Annotated in this window: 17 protein-coding genes and 5 tRNA genes; 10 read left to right on the top strand and 12 right to left on the bottom strand. The window is 41.4% G+C overall.

Annotation, left to right across the window (positions count from 1 at the left end; translation table 11 throughout):
- Nucleotides 1-134: 134 nt before the first annotated feature.
- The 9 genes from lon to G399_RS0117410 form a co-directional block, all read right to left on the bottom strand.
- Nucleotides 135-2,483, bottom strand: coding sequence for an endopeptidase La (gene lon / locus G399_RS0117450; RefSeq protein ID WP_006009980.1), 2,349 nt, complete (start codon nt 2,481-2,483; stop codon nt 135-137).
- Nucleotides 2,484-2,642: 159 nt separating this feature from the next.
- Entirely contained in the window at nt 2,643-3,920 is a 1,278-nt protein-coding gene (gene clpX, locus G399_RS0117445) for an ATP-dependent protease ATP-binding subunit ClpX (RefSeq protein WP_006009982.1), read from the bottom strand.
- Between the two features lie 101 nt (nt 3,921-4,021).
- Complete coding sequence (gene clpP, locus G399_RS0117440; protein ID WP_006009984.1) at nt 4,022-4,654, bottom strand: ATP-dependent Clp endopeptidase proteolytic subunit ClpP; 633 nt, start codon at nt 4,652-4,654, stop codon at nt 4,022-4,024.
- 83 nt (nt 4,655-4,737) lie between these two features.
- Nucleotides 4,738-6,042, bottom strand: a complete 1,305-nt coding sequence (tig, locus tag G399_RS0117435; protein WP_006009986.1) for a trigger factor — start codon at nt 6,040-6,042, stop codon at nt 4,738-4,740.
- A gap of 564 nt (nt 6,043-6,606) precedes the next feature.
- Nucleotides 6,607-6,683: transfer RNA gene (locus G399_RS0117430), tRNA-Pro, on the bottom strand.
- Nucleotides 6,684-6,718: 35 nt separating this feature from the next.
- Nucleotides 6,719-6,803: transfer RNA gene (locus G399_RS0117425), tRNA-Leu, on the bottom strand.
- A 77-nt stretch (nt 6,804-6,880) separates the two neighbouring features.
- Nucleotides 6,881-6,956 (bottom strand) — tRNA-His (locus tag G399_RS0117420).
- Between the two features lie 36 nt (nt 6,957-6,992).
- A tRNA-Arg gene (locus tag G399_RS0117415) sits at nt 6,993-7,069 on the bottom strand.
- 20 nt (nt 7,070-7,089) lie between these two features.
- Nucleotides 7,090-7,166: transfer RNA gene (locus G399_RS0117410), tRNA-Pro, on the bottom strand.
- A 200-nt stretch (nt 7,167-7,366) separates the two neighbouring features.
- On the opposite strand from G399_RS0117410, the gene folD reads away from it, so the two are divergent.
- The 8 genes from folD to G399_RS22815 all read left to right on the top strand — a co-directional run bounded on the left by folD (nt 7,367) and on the right by G399_RS22815 (nt 16,196).
- Complete coding sequence (gene folD, locus G399_RS0117405) at nt 7,367-8,254, top strand: bifunctional methylenetetrahydrofolate dehydrogenase/methenyltetrahydrofolate cyclohydrolase FolD (protein WP_006009987.1); 888 nt, start codon at nt 7,367-7,369, stop codon at nt 8,252-8,254.
- A gap of 1 nt (nt 8,255) precedes the next feature.
- Nucleotides 8,256-8,804, top strand: a complete 549-nt coding sequence (locus G399_RS0117400) for a DUF1415 domain-containing protein (RefSeq protein ID WP_006009989.1) — start codon at nt 8,256-8,258, stop codon at nt 8,802-8,804.
- Complete coding sequence (gene tsaA, locus G399_RS0117395; protein ID WP_244877411.1) at nt 8,788-9,522, top strand: tRNA (N6-threonylcarbamoyladenosine(37)-N6)-methyltransferase TrmO; 735 nt, start codon at nt 8,788-8,790, stop codon at nt 9,520-9,522. The genes G399_RS0117400 and tsaA overlap by 17 nt, the downstream gene beginning before the upstream one ends.
- A 179-nt stretch (nt 9,523-9,701) precedes the next feature.
- Entirely contained in the window at nt 9,702-11,411 is a 1,710-nt protein-coding gene (locus G399_RS0117390) for a proline--tRNA ligase (protein ID WP_006009739.1), read from the top strand.
- A gap of 7 nt (nt 11,412-11,418) precedes the next feature.
- Nucleotides 11,419-12,264, top strand: coding sequence for an MBL fold metallo-hydrolase (locus G399_RS0117385; protein ID WP_006009738.1), 846 nt, complete (start codon nt 11,419-11,421; stop codon nt 12,262-12,264).
- Between the two features lie 50 nt (nt 12,265-12,314).
- Nucleotides 12,315-13,346, top strand: coding sequence for a phospholipase A (locus G399_RS0117380; RefSeq protein ID WP_006009737.1), 1,032 nt, complete (start codon nt 12,315-12,317; stop codon nt 13,344-13,346).
- A 42-nt stretch (nt 13,347-13,388) separates the two neighbouring features.
- Nucleotides 13,389-13,955 (top strand): RNA methyltransferase, encoded by a 567-nt coding sequence (locus tag G399_RS0117375; protein ID WP_006009736.1) that lies wholly within the window; start codon nt 13,389-13,391, stop codon nt 13,953-13,955.
- Between the two features lie 258 nt (nt 13,956-14,213).
- Entirely contained in the window at nt 14,214-16,196 is a 1,983-nt protein-coding gene (locus G399_RS22815) for a S1 family peptidase (protein WP_006009735.1), read from the top strand.
- Between the two features lie 13 nt (nt 16,197-16,209).
- On the opposite strand, the gene G399_RS0117365 is transcribed toward G399_RS22815, so the two are convergent.
- From G399_RS0117365 to guaB, 3 genes are all read right to left on the bottom strand, one after another.
- The gene (locus G399_RS0117365) at nt 16,210-16,938 is read right to left on the bottom strand and encodes a type 2 periplasmic-binding domain-containing protein (protein ID WP_006009734.1); all 729 of its coding nucleotides are present in this window, start codon (nt 16,936-16,938) and stop codon (nt 16,210-16,212) included.
- Nucleotides 16,939-17,451: 513 nt separating this feature from the next.
- Nucleotides 17,452-19,029 carry a glutamine-hydrolyzing GMP synthase gene (gene guaA / locus G399_RS0117355; RefSeq protein WP_006009732.1) on the bottom strand — a complete coding sequence of 526 codons (1,578 nt, stop codon included), beginning with the start codon at nt 19,027-19,029 and terminating at the stop codon, nt 17,452-17,454.
- 83 nt (nt 19,030-19,112) lie between these two features.
- The gene (guaB, locus tag G399_RS0117350) at nt 19,113-20,582 is read right to left on the bottom strand and encodes an IMP dehydrogenase (RefSeq protein WP_006009731.1); all 1,470 of its coding nucleotides are present in this window, start codon (nt 20,580-20,582) and stop codon (nt 19,113-19,115) included.
- A 103-nt stretch (nt 20,583-20,685) separates the two neighbouring features.
- Here guaB and xseA point away from each other — a divergent pair, with 103 nt between their 5' ends.
- Together xseA and G399_RS0117340 are read left to right on the top strand one after the other, a co-directional pair.
- Nucleotides 20,686-22,041 (top strand): exodeoxyribonuclease VII large subunit, encoded by a 1,356-nt coding sequence (xseA, locus tag G399_RS0117345; RefSeq protein WP_006009730.1) that lies wholly within the window; start codon nt 20,686-20,688, stop codon nt 22,039-22,041.
- 200 nt (nt 22,042-22,241) lie between these two features.
- Nucleotides 22,242-23,462, top strand: coding sequence for a hypothetical protein (locus G399_RS0117340; RefSeq protein WP_006009729.1), 1,221 nt, complete (start codon nt 22,242-22,244; stop codon nt 23,460-23,462).
- The last annotated feature ends 38 nt before the right edge of the window (nt 23,463-23,500 follow it).

Here is a 23,500-nt window from a genome sequence, read left to right as displayed (position 1 = left end):
CGGATGTTAAGGTAGCATAACTAACGGACTTGTGAAGCCCTAATATTTAAAAAAAGTAAAAAAATTGTGTTTAATTCGAAAGAATTGCCTGTTTTTTATTCAACAGGCAAGCCTCGGAACCATTTCATCCTAAATTACGATAAAATTTCTATCGCTTCAACAGGAGACTCAAGTGCAATATTCAGCACTTCATCTATCCATTGAACCGGATGAATATTGAGGTCACCAATCACATTTTTGGGGATCTCTTCTAAATCACGCTCGTTATCCTTTGGTATTATGACGGTTTTTATACCACCACGATGAGCCGCCAATAACTTCTCTTTTAAACCACCAATGGCTAATACTTCGCCTCTAAGTGTAATTTCACCCGTCATTGCAACATCGCATCTTACCGGATTACCCGTCAATGATGAGACTAATGCAGTGCACATACCGATGCCAGCACTTGGACCGTCTTTCGGTGTAGCACCCTCTGGTACGTGGACGTGTATATCTCGTTTTTCATGAAAGTCACTATTAATACGTAACTTCTCTGCTCTCGAACGAACGACCGTCAATGCTGTTTTAATCGACTCTTGCATGACATCACCTAAAGAACCAGTAAATGTTGTCTTGCCTTTGCCAGGTACAGAGGTCGCTTCTATTGTAAGAAGATCACCACCCACCTGAGTCCAAGCTAAACCAGTTACTTGACCAACTTGATTGTTCTTATCAGCTTTGCCGTAGTCACAGCGTTGAACACCTAAGTATTCTTTTAAGTTGTCTTGATTAACAACAACCGTCTTGCTGCCTTTATTCAAAAGAATATGTTTGACTGCTTTTCGGCAGATTTTTGATATTTCTCTTTCAAGATTTCTGACACCTGCTTCTCGGGTGTAATAACGAATAATACCAATGATTGCAGAGTCTTCTATTATCAGTTCTTTATCATTCAAACCATTGCGCGAAATTTGCTTGCTGATCAAATGGCGTATCGCAATGTTCAACTTCTCATCTTCGGTATACCCAGACAAACGAATAACTTCCATACGATCTAACAACGGATCCGGTATATTCATACTATTCGAGGTCGCCACGAACATCACATCCGAAAGGTCATAATCAACTTCTAAGTAGTGGTCACTAAAGGTTGAGTTTTGCTCTGGATCAAGAACTTCTAATAATGCTGAAGAAGGGTCTCCACGCATATCAGAAGACATTTTATCGATCTCGTCTAACAAAAACAGTGGATTTTTAACCCCGACCTTTGACATCTTCTGGATCAGCTTACCCGGCAATGAGCCAATGTATGTGCGGCGATGGCCTCGTATTTCAGCTTCGTCTCGCATGCCACCCAACGCCATCCTGACATACTGCCTACCTGTCGCTCGCGCAATAGATTGGCCTAGTGAGGTTTTACCAACACCTGGAGGACCCACCAAACATAGGATAGGACCCTTGAGTTTCTTAACTCGCTGTTGCACGGCTAAATATTCAATGATTCGTTCTTTGACTTTTTCTAGGCCGTAATGGTCGTTATCTAATACCTCCTCCGCTTTTGCTAAGTCTTTTTTTACGGTGCTGCGTTTATACCAAGGCACCGATGTCAACCAATCGATATAACTTCTAACGACTGTTGCTTCAGCAGACATCGGCGACATCATTTTCAATTTATTTAACTCGGCGTCGGCCTTATCCTTTGCTTCTTTGGGCATTTTCGCTTCGATGATCTTCTTAGCTAATGCTTCGAATTCATCAGGCGCTTCATCCATCTCACCCAGCTCTTTTTGAATCGCTTTCATTTGCTCGTTGAGGTAGTACTCACGCTGACTTTTTTCCATCTGCTTTTTAACGCGGGTTCTTATTTTTTTCTCGACCTGTAATAAATCAATTTCACCTTCCATCAGCGCCATTAAATACTCTAAACGCTCTGTAATCGGGTTCATTTCTAGTACTTTTTGCTTCTCTGCCAGTTTCAGCGGCATATGAGCAGCCATCGTGTCGGCCAATCTCGCAGCGTCCTCGATGCCATTTAGTGAGGTTAGCACTTCTGGTGGAATTTTTTTATTCAGTTTTACGTAACCTTCAAACTGGGAAACCGCAGAGCGTATCAATACTTCCTGCTCAGCTTCGTCTAATGTCTCAGCTTCGAATGATTTTATCTCTCCGGTAAAGAAGGGGTCGGTGTCAATATACTTTTCAATTTGACCACGGACATTACCTTCTACCAGCACTTTAACAGTTCCGTCTGGCAATTTAAGAAGCTGTAGGATGGTCGCTACGGTTCCAACCGTATAAATATCATCAACTGCTGGCTCATCAATACCTGCATCTTTTTGTGCGACTAAAAATATTTGCTTATCATTATCCATTGCCGCTTCTAAACACTGGATAGACTTTTCCCGCCCTACAAAGAGCGGGATAACCATATGTGGGTAAACGACCACATCGCGCAACGCCAATATTGGCATTGTTCTGAGATTATTGAGCTCAGTTGTCATAGTTCTCTCTTGTTTTTGCACTTGCTTGTTTATATGGGGCTTGGCCGGCAAAGTTCAAACCAAAATTCAAAAAAAACCAAAAATTAATTAAAAAAAAAGCTGAGAAGTCAGTCCCTATGGTTCTGTCAGCTCAGCTTTGATTGTCTTAAATACAGATTTTTACTCTGAAACTGCCTTTTTATCTGGTGCGTTATCGTAAATAAGCAGTGGTTTAGACTCACCTTTAATAACAGCTTCATCTATAACGACTTTACTTACCTTTGGCATCGATGGTAATTCATACATTGTATCTAGCAACACAGCTTCAACAATAGAACGCAGACCACGGGCTCCCGTTTTGCGATTCATCGCTTTAGTTGCAATTGCATGCAATGCATCGTCACGAAATTCAAGTTCAGTGTCTTCTAAAGCAAACAGAGCACCATATTGCTTGGTGATTGCATTCTTAGGTTCTTTCAAAATCTGAATCAACGCATCTTCGTTTAATTCTTCTAAACTAGCAACAACAGGTAAACGCCCAATAAACTCTGGGATCAGTCCGTATTTAACTAAATCTTGAGGTTCAACTTCTTTGAACAACTGACTAACTGCTTTTTTGTCTGCCGCGGACTTTACTTCAGCTCCAAAACCAATACCAGCGCCTTTAGATACACGTTGTTCAATCACTTTATCTAGGCCAGCAAATGCACCGCCACAGATAAACAGGATTTTAGAAGTGTCGACTTGCAAAAACTCTTGTTGTGGATGCTTTCTGCCGCCTTGTGGCGGAACAGATGCGATAGTACCCTCAATGAGCTTCAACAATGCCTGCTGTACACCTTCACCAGAAACATCTCTGGTGATCGAAGGGTTATCAGACTTGCGTGAAATTTTATCAATTTCATCGATGTAAACAATGCCACGCTGCGCTTTCTCAGGGTCATAATCACATTTTTGCAGCAATTTTTGAATGATATTTTCTACATCCTCGCCGACATAACCTGCTTCCGTAAGGGTGGTCGCGTCGGCCATTGTGAAAGGCACATCTAATAATCGTGCTAACGTTTCAGCAAGTAGTGTCTTCCCGCTGCCTGTTGGACCAATCAGAAGGATGTTACTTTTACCTAGCTCTACACCATCATGCACATCATTGTTGCGCAACCTTTTATAATGATTATAAACCGCGACAGCTAATACTTTCTTAGCGTGCTCTTGGCCGATCACGTAGTCATTTAGGTGTTTGTGAATATCGCTTGGTGTTGGTAAAGCATCGGTTTTCTGCTTTGGCGAAATCTCTTTGATTTCTTCGCGAATAATATCGTTACACAACTCAACACATTCATCGCAGATGAATACGCTCGGGCCCGCAATTAACTTTCGAACTTCATGTTGGCTTTTACCACAAAACGAGCAATACAGTAATTTGCTGTCGCTGTCTTTATCATGGTCATCACTCATAAAATTTGCCTTTTCGTTCTTACCCTAAATCGGGTTTTTATTATGGCCCGCAAAATGAAAAAAAGCGCGAGCCATTGCTACTCAATAACTTAATATGGCGATTAATCTGCTTTTTTCAATACGTCTGCACGATTCGTCATTACAGCATCAACTAATCCGTAGTCAACTGAATCTTGCGCGCTTAAAAAGTTATCACGATCGGTGTCTTTTGCCACTTTCTCATAATCTTGGCCAGTATGCTTGGCCATTAGTCTATTCATTTTCTCTTTAATAGACAGGATTTCTTTAGCATGTATTTCAAAGTCAGATGCCTGCCCCTGAAATCCACCTAGTGGTTGGTGGATCATTACACGTGCATTCGGCAAACAATAACGCTTTGCTTTTGCGCCTGCAGAAAGCAAGAATGCCCCCATACTGGCGGCTTGTCCGATACATACGGTACTAACATCTGGCTTAATAAAATTCATTGTATCATATATGGCCATACCCGCTGTGACTGACCCGCCGGGGGAGTTAATATATAAGAAAATATCTTTTTCTGGATTTTCTGCTTCCAAGAATAGCATCTGAGCAACAATTAAGTTTGCCATATGGTCTTCAACTTGACCCACCATAAAAATAACATTCTCTTTTAGCAGGCGTGAATAGATGTCATAAGAGCGCTCACCACGAGGAGTTTGCTCTATTACCATTGGTACTAATGCGCTTTGTGGTTCTGTAATTATATTTGTCATATTTCTCTTCATAAAAAAAATGCCCGGATAATCCGAGCATTTAATCAGTTGATAACCTGTTAAGTCAATTGTTGAAGAACAATTTAGGCGTTTTTGTTCATGATTTCGTCAAAAGCTTTCTTAACTTCTTTCACTTTTGCTTTTTCAAGAATAGCTTCAATTGCTTGTTCTTCTAGTGCAAGGTTCTGCATTTGTTGCTTTAACTCGGTATTTGACTGGTAATACTCGACCACTTCTTTCGGGTCTTCGTATGCAGACGCTGCAGTCTCAATTAATTGAGTAACTTTAGCTTCATCTGCTTCTAGTTTATTGTCTTTAATCACTTCGCCAAGTAACAAACCAATACTGACGCGACGCTTCGCATTTTCTAAGAACAGGTCTGATGGTAATTCAGGAACATTACCGCCTTTACCCTGTTGCTCAAAACGTTGCTTTGCTTGCGCGCGTAATGCATCGATTTCTTGATCGACAAGTGATTTTGGTAAATCTAGTTGGTTATTCTCTAACAAACCAGCGATCACATTCTCTTTTACGGTTGCTTTTAGCGTTTGGTCTAGTTCGCGCTGCATATTTTTCTTAACTTCAGCTTTAAGTGCTTCGACACCGCCTTCTTCGACACCAAATAATTTAGAAAACTCATCATCTACTTTAGGTAAATCTAAACCTTCAACCTTAGTTACGGTGATTGCAAAGGAGGCATTTTTACCTTTCAGAGCTTCAGCATGATAATCGTCAGGGAAAGTCACTTCAGAAACAACTTCATCACCTGTTTTGGCTCCAACTAATGGTTTTTCGAAACCGGGGATCATGCGACTTTTACCAAGCTCCAATGGGAAATCGTCTGCTTTACCGCCGTCGAAGTCTTCACCGTCAATTGTGCCAACAAAGTTAATCGTTACTTTGTCGTCTTTCTTGGCTTTGCGCTTGACTTCTTTCCATGATGCATGCTGTGTTTGCAACGTTTTCATCATAGTCTCTAGGTCTTTGTCCGTAATCTCAACTACAGGCTTCTCGACCTCAATTTTGTCAAGACCAGCAACTTTCACTTCTGGGTAAACTTCAAAGGTAGCAACAAACTCTAAATCTTGACCATCAACATCTTTAGTTAAGTCAAAAGTAGGCATGCCGGCTGGCGTGATTTTCTCTTTCATTATTGCTTCGTAGAAATGACGTTGCATAACATCACCAGCAACTTCTTGACGAACTGCCTGACCGAAACGCTTCTTAATGACGCTTACTGGAACTTTACCTGGGCGAAAACCGTTAATACGTTGTGTTTTTGCTAATTGTTGTAAACGTCCTTTAACAGCGGTATCTACAGAATCTGCAGAAACGGTAATAGTAAGACGGCGTTCTAAACCTTGAGTCGTCTCGACTGACACTTGCATTGTTCTACCTCAACTTGCGCCTCTAAGCGCTTTACATGATTCAACACGCTAATATGACTAATGCCATGGTGTTGTCGAATGTGGTTTAGTGAAACTAACCCACATGAGTTTAAAAATGGACGCGGAATTATACAGAGACGATACCGCAGAGTCGAGTGATTACGGGTAATAAATGTAAATTAATTGCTATGTCCGCGCCATGACTACAAAAATAGGCTTATTATTTGGTCGAAAGCTGGGGTTGGATTCCGACTTCGGTTGGATTCCGACTTCGGTTGGATTCCGACTTCGGTTGGATTCCGACTTCGGTTGGATTCCGACATCTTTCTGTCTTCCTTCCCCGTTTGAAAGTCGCTTCGAGCCCATCCCTGGGTCGCTCGGCAATCGGCGTCCTGCCGATTGACGCTTTCTATCTGGGAAGGGTGTCAGTGTGATGTCTGCATTTGTGGCGTTTTGGAATTTTGGAATTTTGGAATTTTGGAATTTTGGAATTTTGGAATTTTTTATTATGGTGACCGAGGAGTGCTGTTACTTAATGATAAATAAACCAACTTTCTGACAAGATGGTCGGTGAGATAGGATTCGAACCTACGACCCCCTGGACCCAAACCAGGTGCGCTACCAAGCTGCGCCACTCACCGACATTTTACTCTTTGTATGTGCTGAACACATAATATGGTGCGGAAGGAGAGACTTGAACTCTCACGCCGTGAAGCACTGGAACCTAAATCCAGCGTGTCTACCAATTCCACCACTCCCGCAAACTTTACCCTGTCAAGGGATGCCCTAAGCTCGATATTGCCAATTAAACCAACAATGTCGACCTTTGCAAAAAAAGTGGGGTGGACGATGGGGTTTGAACCCACGACCGCTGGAATCACAATCCAGAGCTCTACCAACTGAGCTACGCCCACCACTGTTTTCACTTACACCATCTACTTCAATTCGCATGGTGGCTCCAGAAGGATTCGAACCTTCGACCCACGGCTTAGAAAGCCGTTGCTCTATCCAGCTGAGCTATGGAACCCCGTCGAATCTAAAAGTAAATGGTCGGTGAGATAGGATTCGAACCTACGACCCCCTGGACCCAAACCAGGTGCGCTACCAAGCTGCGCCACTCACCGAAACCGTAGAAGTAGTTCACTACCTCTACGGGGGGCGCATATTACCGACTTGCCTTGGTATCGTCAAACACTTTTTACAATGTATTTAAGTTTTTCTTCAGTTACTTAAAAAGCAATCACAACGTTTCTTTAAGAGTGTATTTTAATAGCCGATTTTATTACACTACCTACATTAAAATATTGCGACAAAAGAATCTTCAATGACTGCTCATTTAATAGACGGCAAGAAAATTGCCAAACACGTTAGGGATAATGTACATGCCTATGTTGATACGCTGAAAGAAGCGGATCGCAGAATGCCCGGCTTAGCCGTCATTCTAGTGGGTAACAACGAAGCATCAAAAGTGTATGTGAATAATAAAACCAAAGCCTGTGAAGAAGTCGGTTTCGTTTCTAAGTCATTTAGCCTATCTGCTAATACCTCTGAGGAAGAACTACTCGCTTTAATTGACGAACTAAATATTGATGCCGCAATCGATGGAATATTAGTCCAATTGCCGCTACCTGCCGGTTTACACCCAGAAAAAGTATTAGAGCGCATTCACCCACACAAAGACGTTGATGGTTTTCATCCATACAATATTGGCCGTTTAGCACAGCGTATGCCAGCGCTTAGACCCTGCACACCCAAAGGTATCATGACCATGATTGAGGCAACAAAGCGACCCGTTAAAGGGCTTGATGCGGTCATTGTTGGCGCATCCAATATTGTTGGCCGTCCTATGGGCTTAGAGCTGTTGCTCGCTGGCTGCACTGTGACAACATGCCACAAGTTTACGAAACAGCTAAAAGAACATGTAATGCGCGCTGATTTGCTCGTAGTGGCAGTAGGTAAGCCACACTTCATTCCTGGTGAATGGATTAAAGAAGGTGCCATCGTGATTGATGTAGGTATTAATCGATTAGAAAACGGCAAACTAACCGGTGACGTGGGTTTTGAAGTTGCTAAAGAACGCGCTGACTGGATAACACCTGTACCCGGCGGTGTTGGGCCCATGACAGTGGCTAGCTTAATTGAAAATACGCTTGAGGCTTACGTTAAATTCCACAGCCACAATGTGAAAAATTCATCGTTAAGCGAAAAGTGATATGAAGACTGACACAGCTGTTGAGCAAACATTACGTTGGATTGATAAAGTTATTATTGCTGAAAACTTTTGCCCATTTGCGCGCAAAGAGCGCGAGAGTAAACGTATTCGCGCTATTTCGACTGAAGAAACCGACAATGCTTTAATACTTCAAGCTTTATTGGATGAATTGCAGTTGTTGGAGAACAATAGCGGCATCGAAACAACGTTACTCATCATTGCCCAAGGTAGCAAGGATTTCTTCGATTATTTGGATTTAGTTGACCTCGCTAATCGACTTTTAAAACAAGAGCGATATGAAGGCATTTTTCAGCTAGCTACCTTTCATCCCGACTATATTTTTGCAGACGCACCGGCCGATGCGACGAGTCATTACACTAACCGTTCCCCTTTTCCAATATTGCATATTCTTCGTGAAGAAAGCTTGGAGACTGCGTTAAAAACCTTCCCAAACCCTGAAAACATACCGGTTCGAAACGTAAAACATGCAGAAAAATTAGGTAAAACATTTTTTCAAAAATTACTTGCTCCGCATGACCAATCCAAATAACAATATGGGTAAGAAAAGCATAAGTATATTTGAATTCCGTTCGATAGGCATCATGACAACCCCATTTAAACAAAAGTTCGGTATCCCTCGACAATCTCAATCGATAAGCACAGCGACGGGCACAATTCAGTTCTCCCCTGATATAAATCCGACTAACGCATGTCGAGGCTTAGAGGCGTTTTCACATTTGTGGATAAGCTTTATATTTCATGAAAATATACAAGGTGGTTGGAAAGATACTGTTCGCCCTCCACGTTTAGGCGGTAACGAGAAAGTGGGTGTTTTTGCAACTAGAAGTACCTTTCGACCTAATCCTATCGGTCTGTCTGTGGTCAAAAACGGTGGCCTAAATGAGCACAACAAGCTAGTAGTCGAGGGCGTTGATTTACTTGATCAAACGCCTATTATCGACATTAAACCCTACGTGCATTATGCAGACAGTGTTAATGATGCGATTTCTGGATTTGCAGAGTTTGCTCCAAAAAAAAAGATGCCAGTTGAATACTCAAAGCTTGCCTATTTAAAACTGCAGACCCTAGTCAATGCGTATCCTCAGTTGGAAGCATTACTAACTAACATCCTAGAACAAGATCCTCGCCCCGCATACAAGACGGCTACTAAAGACGACAAAATATATTCTATACTACTACATAATTTCGATATAAAGTGGCAAGTACGCCACACAATAAACTACGTTCTCGATATTGAAATTCAATGATGGTTAATGAACCGGCTCGTTCAACCCGATAGTTTCACCTGTAAAAGAGAAAAATTAAAGTAAATAAAAGGTTTATTCATTTTATCCTTTGTTGCCACTCTTACCACTGCTAGACTTCCGTCCTAAATTTATTTTAACCTCTGACATCGTTAGACGAACTTCAAGGTCACCGAAACACCATGCGCACCTCACAATATTTACTCGCTACTCAGAAAGAAACACCAGCTGAAGCTGAAGTCATTAGTCATCAACTGATGCTGCGCGCAGGAATGGTTCGCAAACTTGCATCAGGTTTATATACGTGGCTACCGACTGGATTAAGAGTACTAAATAAAGTCGCTGCCATTGTGAGAGACGAAATGAATAAAGCCGGCGCTATCGAAATATCAATGCCAGTAGTCCAACCCGGTGATTTATGGGTGGAATCTGGTCGGTGGGACGACTATGGTCCTGAATTATTGCGCATAAAAGACCGTCACAATAGAGATTTCGTACTTGGCCCTACGCACGAAGAAGTTGTTACTAGCTTGGTCAAAAACGAAATTAGCAGCTATAAACAGTTACCGTTAAATTTGTATCAAATTCAAACTAAATTTCGCGACGAAGTACGTCCTAGATTCGGCATTATGCGCAGCAGGGAGTTCATTATGAAAGATGCGTATTCTTTCCATATTGACGCCCAAAGCTTGGATCAAACGTACCAGCGAATGCATCAAGCATACTGCAATGTTTTTGAACGAATTGGTTTATCTTATCGTCCAGTCATTGCCGATTCAGGTTCAATCGGCGGCGCTGTTTCTCATGAATTCCATGTGCTCGCCGACTCTGGTGAAGATGATATAGCGTACAGCGACGCTTCTGACTACGCAGCTAACGTCGAATTAGCCGAAGCAATAGCGTTAGGCCAAGTAAGAGCAGGTTCTGCGCAACTCACCCTCGTTGACACACCTGGTGCAAAAACAATTCAAGCGATCGCTACCCTACTTAAGTGCGACGTGAAACAAACCGTCAAAACCTTAATCGTGAAAGCAGACGAAACATCTGAGCATGAATTTGTCGCGCTCGTGTTGCGCGGAGACCATAGCTTAAATTCAATTAAAGTTGAAAAGTTAGCCCTTATCGCATCTCCATTGCAAATGGCTGACGAAGCCGCAGTAAAAGCAAAGCTATATTGCGGCTTTGGTTCTTTAGGCCCAGTTGGGCTTTCCATACCAGTGATTGTTGACCGCAGTGCGGAAACAGTAGCCGATTTCATCTGTGGTGCAAATACAGAGGCACAGCATTTCACTGGTGCAAACTGGCAAAGAGATGTTAAAACCTATGTAGTTGAGGACATTCGTGACGTTGTTGCTGGCGACCCATCACCTGATGGCAATGGCACTTTAGCCATTACCAAAGGCATCGAAGTTGGACATATCTTTCAGCTCGGTGATAAGTATTCTAAAGCCATGAATTGCGGTGTATTAACCGAAACGGGCAAACACGATTTACTGCAAATGGGCTGTTATGGTATCGGCGTCACGCGGATTGTCGCTGCAGCCATTGAGCAACATAATGATAAATTCGGGATTATTTGGCCCCAGAGTATCGCGCCTTTTAGTGTCGTCATCATTCCAATGAATATGCATAAATCTGCACTCGTTAAAGAAGTCGCTGAGAAACTCTATAAAGACTTATGTGACGTCGGCGTCGACGTATTATTTGATGACAGAAAAGAGCGTCCAGGTGTTATGTTTAATGATATGGAATTAATTGGCATACCTTACAGCGTTGTAATTGGCGAGCGTAATCTAGATAATCAACAAATAGAAATAAAGAATAGAAAATCAGGTGAAAAAACCTTGCTAGAGGTCGATAACCTTCTTGAGTACATCAAAAATTTAGGCTAAAGCACTTATGAAAATCACTTTTTGTGGAGTTCGCGGCTCTACACCAACCCCCGGTGCCGAATTTGTGCGCTACGGGGGTAACACTGCATGTGTGCATGTCGAGCTTGATGATGGCACCGACATTGTATTGGATGCGGGCACTGGTATACGCGAACTCGGCAAGAGGTTAGCCGCTAAAAAAACACCGGTGTATATCCTGTTGAGTCATAACCATTGGGATCATATCCAAGGGTTTCCTTTTTTCATTCCTATTTATCAAGCCAACCGCGAAATACTGATTACTCCGGGCTTAACGGATTTAAAGCAACCCGAAGCGGTTCTAGACCAAATGACCGGTTCGTATTTTCCGGTTCACAAAAATGATCTCGCCGCTTCGATACAAGTAATACCTCGTCCTATGCAAGAAGATGATGATGAGTGGTACATAAGCAATGGTCTCGTGAGTAGGTTAAAAATGAACCATCCCGGCGGCGGTAGTTGTTACACTATTAAAGAAAATGGCCACAAAATTGCTTATATTACGGACAATGAACTCTATCCTCCCTATCGTAAACAAACTGACTTTTTAGATTTCGTTACCTTTGCAAAGGGTGCTGATATTTTGATCCATGATGCTCAATATTTGGTGTCTGATATGCCCGCAAAATCGGGCTGGGGACACAGTGTCGCCGAAGAAGCAGTAAAACTAGCAATGGCTTGTGAAGTCAAACAACTGGCGCTTTATAGTCACGACCCAGAGCGCACCGATGATGACATCGACGAAATAATTGCGCATTGCAATATGATAATAGAAGTAGGTGAAATGGATCTTATCTGTTTTGGTGCTCGCGAAGGTCAAATAATCGAATTTTAAACTGTTTCAGTGTATCATCGGGTTAAATAATACCGCACAAAGGAATCGGTTTGAAAACAGTCAATGCATGCCTCTCAGCTTTTTGGGCTCTTGCGCTCGTATATTCAAGCTCAGCAACCGCCCAAGATAATTCATCACCAGCGCAAGAGAATACGCCACCAACTCAAAACACGACGACTCCAGAGCAAGAAACACCACCACCGATTTCAGAATCGGCGTTGATTAACTCGGTTAAGAAAGTGGTTCAAGAAGCTAATGATGGTATTCAAACAACGGAATCTATTTTAGATAAACGCGAAAAAAGTGTTAAAGAATCTAACGTAAATCCCTTCTCTATTTCGCAATATCGGCAAAATTATCTACTTCCCATTACCCATGTAAAATCGCCTAATCCAATCAGTGTTAACGGTCTCACTGATGAGAATATCGACAACTTTGAGGCGAAGTATCAGATAAGTGTCAACATGCCTTTATACTTGATGGACGATGATGCAAGTGGCGTTTTCTTTGGTATGACGCTGATATCATTTTGGCAAGTGTACAACGACGAAACATCGAAGCCGTTTCGAGAAAATAATTACGAACCTGAAGTATATTATCAATGGCAAACTGATTGGGATGTGTTTGGCTATCGATTTAATCAATTTAACATTGGTTTAAATCATCAATCAAATGGGCAGAGCGGTTTAAAATCTAGAAGTTGGAATCGTATTTACGCAACCGCTATTTTTAGTGATGTTGACTCACTTTATTACTTAAAAACTTGGTATCGATTGCCTGAAGATGAAAAAACATTTGCACTAGATCCAACCGGCGATGACAATCCAGATATTATCGACTTTATCGGCCGTACCGAGTTTGGATTTGGCTTTAACATGGGTAAACTAAATTTACTCACAAAGGTAAGAAATAACTTATCGTTTAATAAAAATCGCGGCAGTGTAGAACTCAACCTCACCTACCCTATTAACGATAGGTATGATTGGTTGCTACAATACTTTAACGGGTATGGTGATTCACTAATCGATTACAACAGACACCAACAGCGAATTGGTCTCGGCATTCAATTAAAATTGTTCTAATGAATTAATATACATCGCGCTATAAAGACAATTAAATTACTTATGAAATATGTAAACAACATAGATGCAGTCAATCCACAACAAGCCAGGACCGAGTTTAAACGTTGGGCCGGACACGGCCTGGTGAGTATAGGCTTGGTAAACCCTAAGTCGGCTACAAATGTCGCTTCTATTCTGCGTGCTTGCGGGTGCTATGGTGCAAGTGCTGTTTTCTACACAGGCCAACGATTTGGTTACGCTAAAGAGTTTAATGCTGACACTAAACGAATGCGACATATCATTCCTACTATAGGTGTTGATGACCTATTAGCAATCGCTCCAAAGGGTGCCAGTAAAGTGGTTATTGAGTTGGTCGAAGGCGCTATTCCACTTCCCGAATTTGTGCATCCGGTAAGTGCATTTTATATCTTTGGACCCGAAGACGCTTCGGTACCTGAAAGTATCATTGCTGCCTGCGATCATGTTGTTTATATTCCTACTCGCAACAGCATGAACTTGGCAGCCACAGCGAACGTGGTGTTATATGACCGTATGGCTAAAAGTGACTACGCCGCAAGTGATGAACTAATTAAAAATAGTCGTGATAACAACAATGGCTTAGCTTTATAAAACCCAATATATTTATCCACACCGTTTCTGGTCACTAATGTTGATGGCGGATTTACTGGCACGGCATCTTAGACACGATCACAGATTAAATTCAGTACCCAAAAAATTGAAGAGGTAAAATAATCTAGCAGGAGGTACACTGTTGTTTCGAACTTAGCTCGCCAATGTAAAGGGAGCCTGCTAAACCGTATTTATATCCGCAATGTCAAGGACGTTGACAGGATGATTTTCAAGTTTTATAAGTAGTAAGGACAGTCAATGCGAAACATGTCGACTCTATTGATCAGTTTAGCTTTAGCCATTTCTTTTTCTTTTGCCGCAGTTGCACAAGAGGAATACTCATCTTCTCAAATTAAAAAATATAAGAATGGCATCTTTGAAGTTGTGACCTTAAAGCTCGAAGACAAGACGGTTTACAAAGAAGCGTTTCCGCACAAGCTTATTCCATTTCATTTAAGAAATGATAAATACCACAGTTTAGGAACCGCATTTCTCATTCAAGACAACACATTTGTATCAGCCGCTCATGTATTCAATATCGGTTACAAGTCTCAACTATCCGACAATTTTGCTTTGCGTGACAGTAAAGGTAATATTTTCAAAATCACCAACGTTGAAAAGTATTCAAACTACCGCGACTTAATTCAGTTTTCAGTTGCCGGAGATACCTCGCCATATCACGAGTTTAAGATAGCTGACGCTTATGAAGAAGGGGATGTGATCTATGCCGCAGGCAATGCACATGGTGAAGGCGTTATATTTAGAAAAGGAACACTAACCTCTTTTACTTATGAACCTATTGACGGCAAATGGAAAAACATTCGTTTTTCAGCTGCAGCGTCACCCGGAAACAGCGGTGGTCCTTTACTCAACCTCGCCGGTAAAGTTGTTGGTATCGTGACGATGAAGTCCAGCAGTGAAAATTTAAATTATGCTTTTCCGATCAAAGAATTCATGGAGTTTTCGTCTGAGCGAGCTGAATTTTTCGAAAGTCAGATGGGTGAAGTTGAATCCACTAAAACATTGATATACTCATGGGATTTCAAAGCCGACCTCCCCAAAGAGATAATGGCGTTGAGAAAAATTGCCGAAAAAAGCTTCTACGACAGATTCGAATCAGGCAGAACCGAGTTTGTTGCAAAGTATGAAACTGATATTTTTCCTAAACATGAAAATATTCAAAAGTACTTGATGAATCAATCTAATAGCGAAAATTTTTCAATCATCGATATCAATGGCAATGGTGAATGGCTTCTTTTCGAGCCTGGCGAACAAAAAGAAGTCAAAATTGATAACAAACAATCCATGTGGTTTTCATCAAATGACAAAATGATAGGAGGCTATCAATTCTTTATGGAGAAACCAGTCGATACTAGCTTACAAGCATTCATTAAAAATAAGAAAAATATTTTGGATACTTTTCTGACATCGGTAAAATGGAATATGACTATTGCAGCCACCCCAGTTTATATTACGTCCTATGGTGAGCCCGTTTATGAAGATAATTATGAAGATAATTATGGCAGGTTCTGGCAAGTTGCTGCTTGGCACGACCAATATACTGATCGTGGCATAATGATTTATTGTTTACCGACGCCTCAAGGTATTGTTTGTGACTTTATTACCACCTCCACAAGTTGGCTAGAGATGCAAAAGAAGAATTATAGAATCAATCTTCCCAGAATAATGCTTTCGTATACGGCAAAATTGGGCGAGTGGGAAGAGTTTCTGCAATTACCAAAAGAAATGATCCCGACATTTTTACAAGACGCAAAATTAGACGTATCTGAGGATAGCGTGGAGTTTGATGTTGGTGCATTTTCAGGCACCATGAAAAAGATGAAGTTATCTGTGGATAGTAACTTTTACGTCGCGGTTGAAATTTCACCTGAAAATACAGATAAATTAGTCGTCGGTCATATTAGCTTTAAGCCAAACTTATATGAAGACGGAGTTTATTCAATATCTAAACTATATGATCTAAAAAATAATGCCTCTGACAGCTATAGCGACTTTTGGCAAAAATTCACGACAGGAACCTCCCCTTATAACTTCGAAGTCATTAACGAAGGTAAAACTATTAATAAGTATATGAATTTGGGTGCCAACGGTAAGAGCCCAAAAATAGTGGGTAAAAGGAAGGATGACAGGGGTTACCTGGCCACTTGTACATTGCAATCTGACGTCGAATTAGCCGAGTTTACGAGTGCGTGTGACGCTTTTATTAATGGACTTCATTAGTATCTAGATTGAATCACTTAAATGCATCAACATGATATTTCTGTTCGATTGCTGCCTTATCTAGTTCTTTGAATACGTTTACGAGGGCGTCATGATGAGGAGAAGCTTTACTAATCGCAAAGTGAGTTGGGATCGTGAGCAATAACTCAGTGATTGCATTTGTTAGAATTAGTAACTTCTGTTGGCTTTTTTCATTTTCGATATAACCTTTAAATGGGCCCGCATATGACAGCAGATAATGCGTTCTTTTGTTCGCAAATAGTCGGATAGCGTCTTCCACATTTGATACATCTACAAATTCAAATCCTTGTTGAATAAGCCTATCTCGAGATCCGTTATAATCATATCCTCTTATCGAAGCAATTTTATTATTACCATTACTTTTATCAGCGTTGGTGTAGAAATTTAAAATCAGGGCGTCAAATGGAATTGTTGTGAACGTCACTTTATCTTGAACTGCCAAAGTAGACTTAATGTTAAGTGATAGGTCAACTGTCCCACTTGACAATGAACGATATATTCTGGCTGGTGCTGCACAAGACGTTTTTATCTTTATATTATATCGCTCTAGTAACTGTCTAGTCACATCAAAACCCCTTCCAACGCATTGTCCAGTGTTTGGGTCAATGCTGCTGTATGGCTTAAACACAGCCACACCAACATTTATTGTTAACTCGTCTTCGGCAGAGAGCTGCTTAGTAAAAAGCAGCATTACTGTTACCAATATGATATTTTTTACCAAGTTTTTCTCCGTTAAAGTAATGAATTTATGTTTACATTAGTTTAAAGATAACGTTGTTAATAATATAAAATCACGTACCAGTGTGACCAATTCAAAGTGTATCAACAACATGTTGAAACGTCTAATTTACATGGTTCTTTTAACCCTAGCATCTTAAAGGCTCTCGCAATTTTACTATTTGTATAATTCGTCCACCCGTCATTTTTTACTCTTAACAGCAGCGACTAACCTGGGTATAACAATTGAACGTCTAATAACACTATTGATTGAAAAGGCGTTGATGTCTGCTGACGAATTTGAATTAAGCGATGTGCTGATAAGTTGGCTTTTAGCGCCAGTAATATCAGACTGATCATGGCTATTTACTGTGGTGTTACTTTATAGTGTTGGCATAAAAGCTCTCCCATTTGCAATGACATTTATATGCTGTCATTAAACTAACGCGAGAGAATTCAAAATGGGGCAAGCGGGGTTAAATGCGCTTGAATAAACTTAATTATTTTTAGAAATAACCTATTCCCATTCGATAGTAGCTGGTGGTTTACCTGAAATATCGTACACAACCCGAGAAATACCATCGACTTCATTAATAATACGATTGGACACCTTACCTAAGAAATCATAAGGTAAATGAGCCCAGTGAGCGGTCATGAAATCAATCGTCTCTACCGCTCTTAACGACACAACCCAATCATATTTGCGCATGTCACCCATGACACCAACTGACTTTACCGGTAGAAAAACAGTAAACGCCTGACTCACTTTTTGGTATAAGTCAGCTGAATGCAATTCTTCAATAAAAATAGCATCTGCGCGGCGCAATAAGTCGCAATACTCTTTTTTGACTTCACCTAATATCCGCACACCTAAACCTGGTCCTGGGAAAGGATGTCTAAATAACATGTCGTAAGGTAAACCCAACTCTAAGCCTATTTTACGGACTTCATCTTTAAACAATTCACGTAGCGGTTCAACTAAGCCCATTTTCATGTCTGCAGGCAAACCACCCACGTTGTGATGAGATTTAATTACGTGCGCTTTACCTGTGGCAGAGCCTGCAGATTCAATCACGTCAGGATAAATAGTGCCCTGGCCTAACCATTTTGCATTGTCTAGCTTATGTGATTCTTCATCAAATACTTTAACAAACTCGCCACCAATCACTTTACGCTTCGCCTCAGGCTCTGCAACGCCGGTAAGTGCATCTAAAAAACGCTCTTCAGCTTCAACTTTAATGATATTAAGTCCAAACTTATCACCAAACATATCCATGACTTGCTCGCCTTCGTGGAGTCTAAGCAAGCCGTTGTCTACAAATACGCAGGTGAGATTTTTGCCAATAGCACGATGTAATAGCATCGCAGTTACTGATGAATCGACGCCGCCCGATAAACCTAAAATAACTTCGTCGTCGCCGACTTTTTCTTTAATGCGTTCAATTGCATCTTCGATGATAGAGGCTGACGTCCACAAAGCCTCGAGTTTACAAATATCAAAAGCAAAACGTTTGAGTAGTTCTACGCCTTGCTTCGTATGAGTAACTTCGGGGTGAAACTGCACACCGTAAAATTGCTTCTTTAAGTTAACCATTGCCGCATGCGGACAACTTGGCGTTTGCGCAATGGTTGTAAAGCTGTCTGGTATTGTGCTTACTTTGTCACCATGGCTCATCCAAACATCTAATAAAGCGTTACCATTGTGATTTGTCTCATCCAAAATACCATCAAAAATTGTTGCCCCTGATAACACTTCAACCTGCGCATAACCAAATTCCCGTACATCTGAACCTAGCACCTTGCCACCAAGCTGATGCGCCATGGTTTGCATACCGTAGCAAATACCCAATACCGGTACCCCTGCATTAAATACATATTGCGGTGCGCGTGGCGATCCCATTTCAGTCACAGACTCTGGACCACCTGATAAAATAATACCGTCTGGTTCAAAGTTACGTATTTGATCCTCTGTCACATCCCATGCCCAAAGCTCACAATAAACGCCGATTTCGCGGATACGTCTAGCGATCAATTGAGTGTATTGAGATCCGAAATCAAGGATAAGGATTTTTTGACTATGTATGTTTGCAGACATTGTTTTACCTAGTTATAAAAATGAAAAAGGGCTGATATCTCTCGGTCAATGACCAACACCAGCCCTTTGGAAACGTCTTTAGTTTATCCTAAACGGTAATTTGGAGCTTCTTTAGTGATACTCACGTCGTGAACGTGGGATTCGCCCATACCAGCAGCAGTCACTTTCACAAATTGTGGTTTAGTACGCAACTCTTCTATGTTTGCACATCCGGTTAGCCCCATTGCTGAGCGCAAACCACCGAGTTGTTGGTGAATAATAGTAGAAATAGGTCCTTTATAAGCAACGCGTCCTTCGATTCCCTCGGGAACCAATTTTTCAGCGCTACTGCCATCTTGGAAATAACGGTCCGATGAACCGTGACTTTGGTTCATCGCACCGAGCGAACCCATTCCACGGTAGGATTTATAGTAGCGACCTTGAAACAGCTCAACTTCACCCGGAGCCTCTTCAGTGCCGGCTAACAGACTACCAACCATCACTGAGCTAGCACCAGCAGCAATTGCTTTTGCAATATCACCTGAATAACGAATACCACCATCAGCAATAACAGGAATACCGGTACCCTCGAGAGCTTCGACAGCGTCTGATACTGCCGTGATTTGTGGAACACCACAACCGGTCACAATCCGAGTAGTACAAATTGAACCTGGGCCTATGCCAACCTTAACCGCATCGACACCCGCATCTGCGAGGGCTTTTGCGCCCTCGCCTGTGGCAACATTACCAGCAATAATTTGAATGTTAGGATAATCCGCACGCACTTTCTTCACGCGGTCAATAACCCCCTGCGAGTGACCGTGTGAGGTATCAATAACCAATACATCAACGCCTGCTTCAACTAATAATTTAATCCGTTCATCAGTGCCAGGACCAACACTCACAGCAGCACCTACACGCAAGCGACCTTTGGCGTCTTTGCATGCGTTAGGTTTACTTTTGGCTTTTTGGAAATCTTTAACGGTGATTAAACCGGTTAACTTAAAAGCATCATCAACAACCAGAATTTTTTCGATTCTATGCTCATGCATTAAGTCCATAACGAGATCGGGGTTAGTATCTTCCTTTACGGTCACTAGTTTTTCTTTTGGCGTCATCACTTTGCTGATAGGTTCATCGAGGCGATTTTCAAACCGTAAATCGCGGCCGGTAACCAAACCAATTAAGTTATTTTCTCCATCAACAACTGGAAAACCAGAGTAGCCGAGTCGTTTACTCAATGCTTTGGTATCACCGATAGTCGCATCTTTACTGACTGTGACAGGGTCAGAAACAACCCCACTTTCATACTTCTTCACTTGCAGAACATGAGCAGCCTGACTTTCAGCAGTCATATTTTTATGGATAAAACCAATTCCACCTTCTTGTGCTAAAGCAATCGCCAGACGTGCTTCAGTAACGGTATCCATAGCAGCAGAGATGAGCGGCATATTCAGCGTCACACCTCGCGTTAAGCGGGTTTTTAAGTCGACAGTATGGGGCAAAACGGTCGAATGACCGGGGACGAGCAAAACGTCATCGAAAGTTAACGCTTCTTTACTAATTCGTAACATGCAAACAACACCTTAGGTCAGTGGCTAATTGCGGTGCAATTGTAGTGTTTTTTTGTATTTAGGTAAACTATAATTCGCAGACAAATGAATAAAAAAGTGAATTATGTTTTCTACCCCACCAAAACAGCCCAGTATTATCTCTGTAACTCGGTTAAATCGCCTTGCTAGACAGGTTTTAGAATCAGAAATAGGACAAGTGTGGGTGTCTGGTGAATTATCAAATTTTGTGGCTGCGTCCTCTGGTCATTGGTATTTCACATTAAAAGACAGTAAAGCGCAAATTAAGACAGCGATGTTCAAGGGCGCCAATAGAGGCGTTAAATTCTCACCAAAGGCCGGTGACAAGGTCGTCATTCGCGGTAGCTTGAGTTTATATGAAGCGAGAGGTGACTATCAGCTAATTGGCGAGCATATGGAACCAGAAGGGCTCGGACAATTAAAACAAGCCTATGAAGCGCTGAAAGCGAAACTGTCGGCAGAGGGTCTGTTTGCCATGGAGGCTAAACAGGCACTACCCACCAGTGTAAAGCGTCTAGGAGTAGTCACATCACCCACTGGCGCAGCCATACATGACATATTAAATGTATTGAAACGCAGGAACCCAAGCATTGAGGTGATTATCTACCCAAGCTTAGTGCAAGGTGCCACGGCTGCTAAAAGTATTGCAGAGCAAATTCATATTGCTAATATAAGGGATGAAGTTGATTTACTCATTGTCGGTCGCGGAGGCGGTTCGTTAGAAGACCTTTGGGCGTTCAATGAAGAAATAGTAGCGTATGCTATATCTAAATCGAGCTTACCTATTGTATCAGCAGTCGGTCACGAAGTGGATGTCACCATTGCTGATTATGTTGCAGATATGCGAGCACCAACACCATCTGCAGCTGCTGAGCTAGTTAGCACCGACAAAAGCCAGTTAGAAAGACATATTCAACAGCAGCAACATCGTTTATCGCAAGTGTTTGAGCAGCATTTAAAACGCATTCAATACAAATTACATTTAATAGAGTCGCGACTTTCAAACGTGCATCCCGCCGTACAAATTAGACAAGCTAATCAGCATACTGATAACTTAACGATGCGTTTGTCACAAGCAATCAATGTAAAATTGAATGACGCGCAAAGCAAAAGCAAAAACGTAACATTGCGCCTGCAACACGCATCGCCAAAAAATGCGATTAAAGACAAAAAACAACAGTTACAAAAAGTCAGCGAAAAACTTAACTCAATACAGCAACGGCAACTTTCTGATAAGCGCTATCAATTGCAACGTATAGCCGACATCCTAAATTCAGTCAGTCCACTGTCAACGTTGTCACGTGGTTATAGCATTGCATTCAAAAACGATAAGGTGGTGCGTTCCGTCAGCCAACTGGAAAAAGGCGATGTGATTGAAACACGTATAAGCGACGGTAGTGTTATTGCAAAAATTCAAGAAATCACGCAAAAACAGCAATAACTGCAACGACATTTGCGACACCAGATGTCTATTCAGGCATCTGATTTATCTACACTTTATTTTCTTTTTATCTATAAAATTATCTGTTAATCTCTGACAGTAAACAGTCGTAGAGACATGAATAAATTTATTCATGTCAGTAAGATACTAAGGCAGTCAACACACACAAAACGTATTAAAAATAATAATAAGGGATACAAATGCCAAGGATGCCAGAGGTTCTTGCCGAACGATTCAATGACAAGAAAGTGAGTGAACAGACCGCTTTTATCAAAAAACGTTTCGCGTTGTTATCATTCCTTGATATTTGTTTCTATTGTATGGTGTTCTGCGTGTTACTCATATCCCCGACAAATGCGGCAGACTCGATAGATATTGACGACTCAGAACAGAACACGCTTATAGCCAACGGCACTGATATCAGTATATATGCTGCCTACGTGACTGAAGAATTCCGAGATTGGTGTCAAACCAATCCGACTAAAATTTGTGAGTTCAACGTTTTATCGCAAATCGATTTATTGACATCATTGCATGCAATTGATATTTCAGGGGAAGTTATTAAGTCGTTAGAAAACACTGAATACGAGCTATTAATCAGCAGTGCGACAATAGTAGATAGTGCAACAATAGTAGATAGTGCAAAAAGCATGGTAGTTGAAGAATTACGATTAGAGATCTCTGCGCAGTGGCGAGGTATTATCCTAAATGACATCCAACTAACGCTGGTTTTAGATAAAAACATCAGCGACACAAAGCAACGCATGACCAACGCAAGTAACAAACTATTCAGCCAGTGGCTTAAAAGCGCATCGGATAAGCAACTATTCAGTGCTGAATATCTGTATCAATTTTTAGGTGCCAGCGATTATAAAAATAAACTTAAGGTTCCTGATCAAATTGGTGATTTTGCATTATCGCGTCAGCATCTTTTCAACGACCCAATGAAGGGCATGCTATCGCGTTACATTCACAGTGACTTTGACCTTGCGGTGTTTGATGTTTATGTTTATCCATTGAAAACCAGCGACTCCTTTGAGAGCCAGAGCCAGAGTCAGAATGAATTGAAACTTGAACAGCAAGATATTCGCGCAATAAGCCGAACATTGGGCAAAGACGCGCTTGTAATGTCAGACATCTATGAATTAAAAAATATTATCGGCTTAAGAGACATTCGAGTGTTTGCCTTTGAAGCACAACTGAAAACCGATTCAGAGCCTCTTTATGCGACTCAATATGTGTACGTTAAGAATGACAAGATAGTTAAATTCAGTATTAATGCCCCAGCCCGAATTACGAATAATTTAATTGCCGATGCTATTAATGCGATTATAGTGCCGGCTGAGTCTTCACTGATGAAGCAAGTACGCCAAACTGATGTTGACCAACGCAGTTCGAAACCAACATCTGTTGCCCCTTAAATTAGTTTTTATTCATCCATGAGGTCAACAACAAAATC

The sequence above is a fragment of the Brumicola pallidula DSM 14239 = ACAM 615 genome (assembly GCF_000428905.1).
GTDB lineage: Bacteria > Pseudomonadota > Gammaproteobacteria > Enterobacterales > Alteromonadaceae > Glaciecola > Glaciecola pallidula.
Note: the sequence above shows the minus strand (reverse complement) of the source record. Positions and strands in the feature narration are given on the sequence as shown.